Source organism: uncultured Anaerococcus sp., from assembly GCF_963510915.1.
Classification (GTDB): Bacteria; Bacillota; Clostridia; order Tissierellales; family Peptoniphilaceae; genus Anaerococcus.
The window spans coordinates 1-10,717 of the sequence record NZ_CAUPHG010000061.1 but is presented as its reverse complement, the minus strand read 5'-3'; the positions used below and the strand labels follow the sequence as shown (position 1 = coordinate 10,717).

The 10,717-nt window shown below is 33.1% G+C and carries 9 protein-coding genes; all 9 read left to right on the top strand.

The genetic code is table 11. The features are described from left to right. The coding region (locus RQ893_RS06190; RefSeq protein ID WP_311482180.1) for a hypothetical protein at positions 1–189 on the top strand (189 nt) is incomplete at its 5' end. Positions 190–225: 36 nt separating this feature from the next. Beyond that, complete coding sequence (locus RQ893_RS06185; RefSeq protein WP_311482179.1) at positions 226–1,269, top strand: CAP domain-containing protein; 1,044 nt, start codon at positions 226–228, stop codon at positions 1,267–1,269. 92 nt (positions 1,270–1,361) lie between these two features. Continuing rightward, entirely contained in the window at positions 1,362–2,213 is an 852-nt protein-coding gene (locus RQ893_RS06180) for a fructosamine kinase family protein (RefSeq protein WP_311482178.1), read from the top strand. 95 nt (positions 2,214–2,308) lie between these two features. After that, entirely contained in the window at positions 2,309–3,973 is a 1,665-nt protein-coding gene (locus RQ893_RS06175; protein WP_311482177.1) for a tellurite resistance TerB C-terminal domain-containing protein, read from the top strand. Further along, complete coding sequence (locus tag RQ893_RS06170) at positions 3,966–5,288, top strand: BREX system ATP-binding domain-containing protein (RefSeq protein ID WP_311482176.1); 1,323 nt, start codon at positions 3,966–3,968, stop codon at positions 5,286–5,288. The genes RQ893_RS06175 and RQ893_RS06170 overlap by 8 nt, the downstream gene beginning before the upstream one ends. Next, complete coding sequence (locus RQ893_RS06165; protein WP_311482175.1) at positions 5,285–7,369, top strand: DEAD/DEAH box helicase; 2,085 nt, start codon at positions 5,285–5,287, stop codon at positions 7,367–7,369. Before RQ893_RS06170 ends, RQ893_RS06165 begins: the two co-directional genes overlap by 4 nt. A 64-nt stretch (positions 7,370–7,433) precedes the next feature. Next, complete coding sequence (locus tag RQ893_RS06160; protein ID WP_311482174.1) at positions 7,434–8,159, top strand: hypothetical protein; 726 nt, start codon at positions 7,434–7,436, stop codon at positions 8,157–8,159. Beyond that, positions 8,156–8,902 carry an ABC transporter ATP-binding protein gene (locus tag RQ893_RS06155; RefSeq protein ID WP_311482173.1) on the top strand — a complete coding sequence of 249 codons (747 nt, stop codon included), beginning with the start codon at positions 8,156–8,158 and terminating at the stop codon, positions 8,900–8,902. The genes RQ893_RS06160 and RQ893_RS06155 overlap by 4 nt, the downstream gene beginning before the upstream one ends. After that, positions 8,899–10,717, top strand: a 1,819-nt coding sequence (locus RQ893_RS06150; protein WP_311482172.1) for an FtsX-like permease family protein, incomplete at its 3' end; no start/stop codon positions are given. The genes RQ893_RS06155 and RQ893_RS06150, both read left to right, overlap by 4 nt.

Below are 10,717 nucleotides of genomic sequence, written 5' to 3'. Positions count from 1 at the left end.
GACCCAGAAACAAAAGCAAGTTTAGAAAAAGCCATATATGAAAATAGGATACAAATTGATGCGGTAAATTTCCTCTTAGAACATTCACCAAACAAGATTAAACATGTAAGGGATAAAGTTGAAAGATTGCTAAAAGAATCTGAAGAACTAATAAAAGAAGCAGAAAAACTATTAGGAATAGCTGACTAATAAAGTAAGTGAGAATAAAAATAAACAGGAGCATATATGAAAAAATTAAGTAAAATTGTAGCCTTAACACTTCTAGCAAGCCTGTCAGCAAATGCTGTAGGACTTGTAAATCCAGCAAGTTCTAATGTTTCGTATGCAGCCCAAGAGCTTGATTTTGGTATAAATACTGATAAATTTAAAAGTCAAAGCCTAACTCTTAACTTAAAGCAAGATGAGGCCAGTAGGAAAGCCTCTATAGCTGCTAGAAATAAAATTAGGTCTGATATGTGGGATAAGAATGTTCCATATACTCTAAATGGAAAATCAAACGATAAAAATACCAAATTAAGGGATTGCCTAAGGGAGTTAGGTATTAATTCTAAAGAAGAATATCTAAATCAAACAAAATGGTCAACAGGACTTGAAAAAATTGCCATCCAAAGGACCTATGAATTATATATATCTGGACTTTCCCATACTAGACCAGATGGTAGTGATTGTATGGATGCAGTTCTTCCAGATGGTACAGAATCATTTGGGGAGATAATTGCTTATGAAACAACCCCATATACTCCATATAGGGCCTTTGAGCAATGGACTTATACACCTTATGATGGAAAAAGTGAATATGATCAGCTTATTGCTTCAAACGGAGTTTTTAACGCAGATAATGGTCACCTTCATTTAATTTTAAATCCAGAATTAGAATATATGGGTCATTGTGTAATAAATAATAATAATGGCAAAAACTATACAACAGCAATCTTTGGCTACGGTGATTCTACAGGAAATAAGTCAGTAGGTCTTGTTGGTACTTATACTATGTACTTTGGTAAAGATAAGGCAAAAATTAAGGAAAATGAGTCTAAGAAAACAGAAAACCAAACCAAAGACAAAAATAAGGGAGCGGAAATATCTGAACAAACAAGACAAGAGTTAGAAAAAGCCATATATGAAAGTAAGATTCAGATTGATGCTGTAAATTTCCTCTTAGAACATTCAGCTGATAAAATCAAACATGTAAGAGATAAAGTAGAAAAATTACTAAAAGAATCTGAAGAACTAATAAAAGAAGCGGAAAAGATTTTAGGTATAGCTTAAAAAAATCCCCTAATCCATAGGATTGGGGGATTTTCTAGTAAAGTTGAGTTTTTAAAGTAAATTATAAGTAAAGGAAAGAATGGGGGAAGAATATGGAAAAGATTATAGAATTATTACCCATAAATAATGTAAGCAACGTTATCCCAGTTAATGGTGGTGATGTAAACGACACTTATAAGCTTGATGCAGATGGTGGATCGTATTTTTTAAAGGTTCATAAAAATAAAGATGCTTCATTTTTTGAATGTGAAAGAGCAGGTCTAAAATTATTTGAAGAAAATAGGATTTTTGCACCAAGAGCCTTAGCTAGTGGAGATGTTGACGGGTCAGCCTATCTTTTGATGACCTACCACCAGGAAGAAAGAGCTGGTAGTCAAGAAGATTTGGCAAAGGTCATAGCGGATATCCACAGGATAAAAAGTCCAGATGGGAAATTTGGATTTCCTTATCCTTTTATAGGCACTGCTTGTGATTTTGATAATGAATTTAAAGATACATGGAAGGAAGTTTTTCTCTTTGAGAGGATGGATAAGCTAAGAGATATGCTTATGAAAATCAAACTCTGGGACGAAAAGGACCGTGCTAGGTATGAAGAAGTAAGGTTTGTTATTGGGAGGGAACTTGATAAGCATAAGTCAGAGGCGGTTTTACTCCATGGTGACTTGTGGGCAGGAAACTTCATGTTTGATGAAGATGAGAGGCCTCTTGTCTTTGACCCAGCACCATTGTATGGGGATAGGGAGTTTGACATCGGAGTTTCAACTGTTTTTGGTGGCTTTAGAAAGGCCTTCTATGAGGAATACAAGGGCCTAATGCCCCTAGCAGTTGGTTATCAAAAGCGCCTTAATTTCTATAGGTTATATATCTTAATGAAATATCTTCTAAGGTTTGGCCCAGTTTATGATTCATCAGTAAATGATCTAATGAAGATAATTACAAATTAAAAAGTGCTTAGGCACTTTTTTTATTGGATTTTTTAGCCTTTAGAAAAGCTATTTCTAGCGGTATAATGGTACATAAGCCAGAAACAGGAGGGACTATGGACGATATTAAAGCTTTGATTGAAAATTTACTTAATGATATTAAGGATGTTGATAAAAAGAAAATCACAAGAAAAATAAATACTGACCACATCAAAGCAAATATCAACCTCGACCTAGGAGAAAAAAGTGATGGCTATTATGTATCAAAGTTAAGGCTTACTGGTAATTTATTAGATGTGCCTGGACAAGTTAAGTCACAAGCTTTAAAGCTATATATAAAATTTGCGAAAGCTTTTGAAAAAATCTTTAAAATTTCCAAGTCTCCTTACTTATATAACCAGCTTTATGTCCTAGCCCGTGACTATGTTGAAGATTTTATTGATCCTTATCATGAGCAAAAGTCTTCTAGAATTTATAGGAATTTAAAAAGTCTAACAAATAAAAACTTAAAACCAGTATTTGAGCCAGAAGTTTGCGAATTTATGAAAAATTTCCCAGCTTTTAGTAAGGAGGTTATTGACTTTTATAACCTAACATCAACAGGCAAAGTAGCTGTCTTTTGGGATCTTGATGGCCATTTGAGGGAAAAATATGATTTTGCCAAAGATGAGGAAAAAGCTCTTCTCCAGTTAAGTCAAAGGAGAAATGTCCTTTGGGAAAGCGCATCTCTTAGTGACTTAACCATAAATTTATTTCTAAAATCATTAAGGTTAGTCTTCACAAAGGAAGATATAAATAGTGATATTTTAAAAACCTACGCCAGACCCTATACACTTTCAAAAAATTTGCTAGATAGTCTTTTTATTATAACAGAAGCCAATGTGAGGTCGCATTTTTCCTTCCTAGCAGATATTAAGACTCAAAAGGCAATTGATATTCTTTTAGAAAATAAGTGCGATGATATCTTAGTATTTTTTATGGACTACCAATTGGCATATTTGGATAATCTAGGTGACGATAGGATTGAAGAGATATATCTTTCTTATCTTAGGGAAAATCCTCATAAATCTAACGATATAGCCGCTTATATAGGAAGTCTGAGTCTTGACCGCCAAGAAGGGGTGCTGGAAACATTTAAAGATAGGGATAATTTTGGAGAAATTCTTGAAAATCTATTAAAGAATGATTTTACACCAATCAAAATTTTGGCACTTTATTATATTTTTAAAAATGGAATTGAAAAACCAAAAGATAAAAGGGCTCTTTTTGAAATAATTAGGGAAGAAAATTTTGACGATTATTTAGACTTGATTAAGGACAGGAAGTTTGACATCAACCTAATTTCAGAAATCTTAGACCTTAGAGAAATCAAAGCCAAGAGAATCAAACTTGATAAAAAACTTGTAAAAAAATCAAGACATGATTTGTCGAAAACGGTTGAAACCATAAATGAATTTGTTGGTGAGGATGGGGAAGTATCTTTTGGTGAAGAAAATAAAGATATAAAAATACCAGCCAAGGAAGAAAATCAGCATATAGATAGTAAAATTTCGCCATCGACAAAAGGCTTTTTGAAAAAAATCCTAAAGGAAGGTTATCTTTCAACTGATGAGGCGGCAGATATTGCCTTAGCAGAAGGCCTATTCTTGAATGTTTTTATAAATAAGATTAATGATGACTTATTTGAATATATAAATGATCAGACCATAGTTATTGAGGACGGGAAGGTCCTTATTGATGAGTTTTATGAACAAATGGTAAAGGAGTTAATTAATGGATAGGATAAATCCAAAAGAAGCAAGCACTATTATAAAAAGTCTTGAAGCGGGAGTTGTGCCAGAAATTGGTCTTGGCCACCTCTTAGTTGGAAGAAAGGCAGAAGTTAGTGAGCTTATAAAAATTTTAGAAAATGTAGGAAATGGGGATAGCGATTTGAGGTTTTGGGTTGGAGATTTTGGCTCTGGCAAATCTTTCATGCTAAAAACCATAGAAAACCTAGCTCTTTCTAAAAATTTTGTCGCATCAACCATTGACCTAAATCCATCAAGAAGGTTTTACGCTACTGACAGGAAGGCTGTAAACCTTTATTCTACCATTATCGAAAACCTCAAGACAAAAAATGCTAGGTCTGGTAATGTAATAGAAGTTATCTTTGAGGAATGGATTTCAAATATATTCTCTGACCTAAGTGCCAACAAAGGTTATGATATTAAAGATTTGATGAAGGGAGCATACAAGGATGAAGTTATGGGAATTATCCTTGAAAGTCTGGCAAAATTTAGGGCGGTTGGTCTTTCCTATGAACTAGGCCAGGCTATTTCTAAATATTATGAAGGATTTATTACAAATGACAGGATCCTAAAACTTAAAGCCATTAGGTGGATAAGGGGAGATATTACCACAAAGACAGAAGCAAAAAAAGACTTGGGCATAAATGAAATTATAAACGATGATAATTATTTTGAGGCCATAAAAAATCTGGCAGAGCTTTTTCAAGAAATTGGCTATGCAGGTTTTGTTATAAATTTTGATGAGGCAGTAAATCTCTACAAACTTCCCCATGCTACAACCAGGGAGAGAAATTACGAAAAGATTTTAAATATCTACAATGAATGTAAGTCAAACCTCGCTAAGGGTTTATTTATTAATTTCGGTGCAACAAGAAAGACCGTTTTTGATGAATCTAGAGGTCTTGCATCCTATGGGGCCCTAAAGGGGAGGCTTGGAAGCGAAGCTTCTATGGATAGTGATTTTGTAAATACCAATAAAACTGTTCTCGGTCTAAAGGTCTTAACTGACGAAGAAATTTATACCTTGCTTGAAAATTTGGTAAATATTTATAACACCCATTATAAAACTGAAATATCTATAACAAGTTCTGAAATAATTTCCTACATGGAAGGTCAGCTAAATAGGCCAGGTGCGGATGAGTTTTTGACCCCAAGAGCAGTTATAAAGGACTTTATAGAAATTCTTGATATTAAAAGGCAAAATCCAGGGACAGAAATTGCTAATCTTCTTAATGATAAGTTTGGAAACCTCCTTCCAGTTTCTAAAGACCCAGATAATTTGGATGACGAAATAGAAGTGCTATGACAAATACTTACGAACTTTTATCTAGAGATATGCGAAAATATATCTACGAAAAAGGTTGGACCTCACTTACAAAAATCCAAGATGCTACTATAAAACACTTATATGGTTCTGAAAATAATTTGATTTTAGCAGCTCCTACAGCATCTGGCAAGACTGAGGCAGCTTTTTTGCCAGCCATATCCCAGTCCAAAGATATAAAAACTAAGTTAAAGATTTTATATATCTCACCCTTAATCGCCCTTATAAATGACCAATTTAAAAGAATTACTGACCTGTGTGAAGACTTAGATATAGGCGTTACCAGTTGGCATTCAGAAGTAGCTTTAAGCCAAAAAGAAAAGCTTGTGGAAAAACCATCGGGAATCTTACTTATAACTCCAGAATCCTTGGAAGCCATGCTGGTTTCTGACAAGGGGAGAGCGAATCTTTTATTTAAGGATTTAGACTTTATTATAGTTGACGAAATCCATGGATTTTTGGATACTAATAGGGGTATTCAGTTAAAGTCCCTCCTAGTGAGGATTCAGAATTATACAAACCAACCACCACGAATGCTTGGGCTTTCTGCTACTATTGGTGATAAAAATTATGACTTGGCAAAAAGTTTTTTTATAAATGGGAGAGAGACAAATATTCTCCTCGATAGGTCAAAAAATGACTTGGTGACAAGTCTTGACTACATAGAAAGTGAAGATGTAAATGAAGAAATTGCCCAGAAAATTTTGGAATATTCTCTTGGAAAGTCAACTCTTGTTTTCCCAAATTCTAGGGCTAAGGTGGAAAAATTAACCTACTTGCTAAAAAAATTAGTGTCAGAATATGATATCAGAGTTTTTTCCCACCATTCTTCAATTTCAAAATTAAAAAGAACTGAGATAGAAAATTTTGCCAAAACTAGCAGGGCTGATTTTATAATTGTAGCCACATCTACCCTAGAACTCGGCATTGACATTGGAGCGGTTGACCAAGTAATTCAAGTTGGTTCTGCCGCTTCGGTTTTATCTCTTTCCCAAAGGCTTGGCAGGTCTGGTAGGAGGATGAGAAAATCAGTCATCCACCAAATAGCCACAGACAAGTGGGATCTTATCCAGGCTCTTTCATCTTTGATGCTTTTTGAAGAGGGAAAGCTTGATAAAATAGATTTTCCAAAAAAATCTTATGATATCTTTGCTCACCAAATTTTATCAACCTTACTTGAGAAAAATGGTCTACTTATCGAGGATTTTTATAAATTAAACAAAGATTTAAAATCATTTGTAGATATTTCTGATGAGGAATTTAAGATTCTAGCAACCTATCTTTTAGAAAAAGACTTTATAGAAGAAATTGACGGTGAGTATATAGTAGGCAGGGAAGCTGAAAAGCTCATGACTATGGGATCTTTTTATAATCAATTTGTGGTGAAAAAAACCTACAAGGTTCAAACTGACAAGGCTATACTGGGGGAGGTTGAACTAGGAGAAAATTTACGAATCGCCGATAGGATATATTTGTCAGGTCAAGTTTGGAAAATAGAAGCCATCAACCACAAAACTCGAAAAATCAGGGTCACACTTTCTGAAAAAGCCAATGCCAAAAGTTTTGCAGGTACTGGTGGTTTTGAAATCAGTGGAGAAGTGAGAGCCAAGATGGAAGAAATTTTATTAAACCATCAAAGTATGAAAGTTGACGATAAAATTTCACAAGTGATGGATGAACTTGGCAATGAATTGATAGATGAAGACTACCATTTTGTAGATTATGATGGGGAAATTGGTCTTAGGACTTTTAAGTCTACAAAGATAAATAAGACCCTAGCTTTAATGCTTAATATCAAGAATAAGTCTCTTGATTATTATGTAGAGGATAAGTCCTCAACTATTTTGGGACCTAGGATTAAGAAAGATTTTGAACAATTAAGGCAAAATCCTCTTGAAGATGAGGAAATAAAATCATTTCTAATTGATAATCCAAGATTAATAGAAGGATATATTTCCCTAAATAAATTTATGGTCCTAGTCCCTGAAATCTTGAAAGTGACATATATAAGTGAAAATATCTTAGATATTGATGGAGCTTATCAATACTTACAAAACTTGTAATTAAATACTTTCTTATTTCGTGTTATTATTTAATTAATAAAAAGACAAATGAAAGGAAAGTGTTATGAAACGCATAAAAGAAGTATTGCTAATTGGTCTAGTAGTATTTGGAGGAGTGTATCTAAGTGCGTCCTCTTCTTTAGGACAAAAAGATTATGAAAATGAACTAAGGGATAGAAAAACAAAAGTAGAAGAATATCTCGGTAAGTCGGATGGAGTTGAAAGAGAATTTTTAGAAAAAATCCTAAACCATGAGGACGAAAATCCAAGCGTGACCCTTAGGGAAATTACAAATGACGACACAGGCGAAACTTTCGAAAAAATCCAAGCCGTGGATAAGGAAAATAATATCGATATTGATGGTAGGCTAGATGGTACAATATTTTTTAGAAAAGGCAATGAAAGATTTTGGATAGATACAAAAAGAGAAACTTATTATACAGATACTTTTGACTATAGCAAAAACCATAACGATGATGGGATTATTTCTAGAAATGAAAGTATGATTTACGACAAATTCCTAAGTGGTTATGACAAAGAAGTCGAAAAAATTGGCGACACCTATAAGGTAACTAGCCTTGATGACTTAAACAAGGGATCCTATGATATTTACGACATAGAGGGAAATTGGCTAGAATCTTTTACGGACAATAGTCAAGGAAGATGGAAGGATAAACTTGTTTCAAAAACTACAGATGTAAATGAAACTTACGAGAAACTTCTAAACCTAAAAGATACCTATACTAAGGTTGATGATTTAGGTCAAATAAAAGACAAAGGGAAGAAATGAAATTTGAAAGAATTTTAAAAGTAGAAAATCTTGAAAAATATTATGGTAAGGAAGATAAGAGAGTCTTATCCCAGCTAAACTTTGACCTCCTTGAGGGAGAGTTTTTAGGCCTAATGGGTAAGTCCGGCTCTGGTAAGACCACTATCCTTAATTGCCTAGCAAGTACAGGGTCCTTTAACAAGGGCTCTATTTGCTTTTTTGACAAAGATATATCACTTTTTAATAGGAGGGCTATTTCTTCTTATAGAAAAAATATAATTTCCTACATCTACCAGGATTTCAAGCTGGTTGATATCCTTACTTCCTATGAGAACATAATTCTTCCCTTAACTATTTCCCAAAAGCCAATTGATAAGGAGAGAGTTTTAGAAATTGCAAATATTTTAGAAATTAATGAAATACTTGATTCCTATCCAGAAAGCCTATCAGGTGGCCAAAGGCAGAGACTTGCTATAGCTAGGGCTTTAATTAAGGATTCAAAGATTATCCTTGCTGATGAGCCAACAAGTTCTCTTGATAATTTATTAAGCATAAAGGTATTAAGACTTTTAAAAACTTTTAACAAAGTCCATAAAAAATCAATTATTATGGCAAGTCATGATCTTAGGGCAATTTCTTTTACTGACAGAGTTTTATTTCTAAATGACGGCAAGATTTATAACGAGCTAAGGCGCAAGGAAAATGAATCTAGGGAAGAATTTTTAGAAAGAATTGAAAACGCAGACAGGAAGTTATTAAGATGAAAAGAAATGATTCTAGCAAAAAACTTTATATTTTAATCTTAATAATATCGTCAATCACATCCTACATAATTTTATCCATCGATAAGTCTGAAGTTTTTTCCTATATTTATGAGGAAAAGAGGCCTTACCTTCTTGAGACAGTCAGGTTAATTTACCTAGTTTCTCTAATTTTTATTTTTATTTTGATTTATTATGCGAGTTTTTACAAGATAAGTAATAGGAAAAATGACATCGGGCTTTTGATGGCAGAAGGACTTGGACAAAAGAAATTATTTAGAATCCTTTTTAGGGATTCCTTAAAAGACCTCCTAAAGGCTAATTTTTTTGGGATTTCCTTATCGATTTTTATAAATGAATTTATAAATCTTTTGACAGCCAAGATTTTAAGTTTGGGTTTAAATTTCCATCATTTTAGCCTATCTTTTAAGGCGATTATTTTAACCCTGCTTATTAGTTTTGTTTTAAATAGTCTAACAATCTATACAATTGTGAGAGATTTTTACAAGAAAGATCCAGAAGAAATTTTTGCTGGCGAGCTAAGGTCAAAGTCTGATTCTTTTTTATTTTTGGCCCTGCTTTTATTTCTGCTGGGGATAATATTGGATAGGACTTACTTTTGGGAAGATTTATTGCTAATAGTTGGACTAATAACTATATTTTTGCTGGCAGTGTTTTTTATATGCTCAAAAATCTTTCAAAAAACTAGCGCAAGAGATTTGATTGTAAGGAAAAGTTTAAGTCTTACTTTCAAAAAAGACAAGGCTTCGCTATTATTTACAAGCTTTATGTTAATTGTTGGCATTTTTATCTTTGCCTATACTATTTTAACAAGTATTTCATCAAGAAGTTCTCTAGAAAGACCTGCAGATTTTACTCTCTATGATTCCAAGGAAAAGATAGATCTTTTATCGGAAAACCAAGATATGTTACAAATGATTGGGGAAATCTATCCTGTGTATGGTTATGAGTATAGGGATATATATGCAAAAGAAATTATTGACTCAGTCAGAGAAAACCTTAGTTTGGATAGGACAACAAGGAATGATTTTTACTTACAACCAAGTTTTTTATTGAAGGAGTCATCTTTTGATAATATTTATAAGCTAAAAGCAAATTTGAGAGATGATGAAGCCATCATCCTAGTAGAAAGTGAAAATGAAAAATATGCCCTTGAAGATAGTTTGGCTAAGAAAGACTTATTTATTAAGCTTGGGAGTGGAGACTACAAGCTAAAACCTCTAGTAAAATTAAATACAATTTTTTCTAATGATGTGGTTAAACTTTCTAGCATGGTAGTTGTAAATGATAAGGTCTATGACAGCCTAATAGGTGAAAAGGAGCCCTTTGCCTACAATGTTAATTTGAAAAAAGATTTTATAAATTCTTTCGGTTTTTCAAAGGGTTCTGAGATGCTAAGAGAGGCTTTTATAAAAGATGGTTACAAGTACGAATCCTACATCTGGCAGGCTAAAAATACTATTTCACAAATAACAGAAAATCTTTATGCCTATTTTTATTTGAGTTTAATTTTTATCCTAGCAGGCCTAAGTTTTTTTACAATTAGGATTTTCATTCTCTTTGAAAAATCTAAGGAAAAATTAAAAATCCTAAGTCTTTTGGGTCAAGACATGGCTGCGATAAGGTCTATAATTAGAAAAGAATATACGGTGCTTTTCCTAACTGTGGGCTTACTTTCAATTTTTGTATCTATAGTCTTATTTATTAACCTACCACTTGGCATAAATATATTTATGAAACTGAAACTTAGCAAAATAATTGGAACTTTTGCTCTAATTAGTCTGGCACTCTTAATAT

Bases quoted from the DNA above. Each gene is read 5' to 3' on its own strand.
- RQ893_RS06185 (WP_311482179.1), top strand. From the start codon at position 226: ATGAAAAAATTAAGTAAAATTGTAGCCTTAACACTTCTAGCAAGCCTG.
- RQ893_RS06180 (WP_311482178.1), top strand. From the start codon at position 1,362: ATGGAAAAGATTATAGAATTATTACCCATAAATAATGTAAGCAACGTT.
- RQ893_RS06175 (WP_311482177.1), top strand. From the start codon at position 2,309: ATGGACGATATTAAAGCTTTGATTGAAAATTTACTTAATGATATTAAG.
- RQ893_RS06170 (WP_311482176.1), top strand. From the start codon at position 3,966: ATGGATAGGATAAATCCAAAAGAAGCAAGCACTATTATAAAAAGTCTT.
- RQ893_RS06165 (WP_311482175.1), top strand. From the start codon at position 5,285: ATGACAAATACTTACGAACTTTTATCTAGAGATATGCGAAAATATATC.
- RQ893_RS06160 (WP_311482174.1), top strand. From the start codon at position 7,434: ATGAAACGCATAAAAGAAGTATTGCTAATTGGTCTAGTAGTATTTGGA.
- RQ893_RS06155 (WP_311482173.1), top strand. From the start codon at position 8,156: ATGAAATTTGAAAGAATTTTAAAAGTAGAAAATCTTGAAAAATATTAT.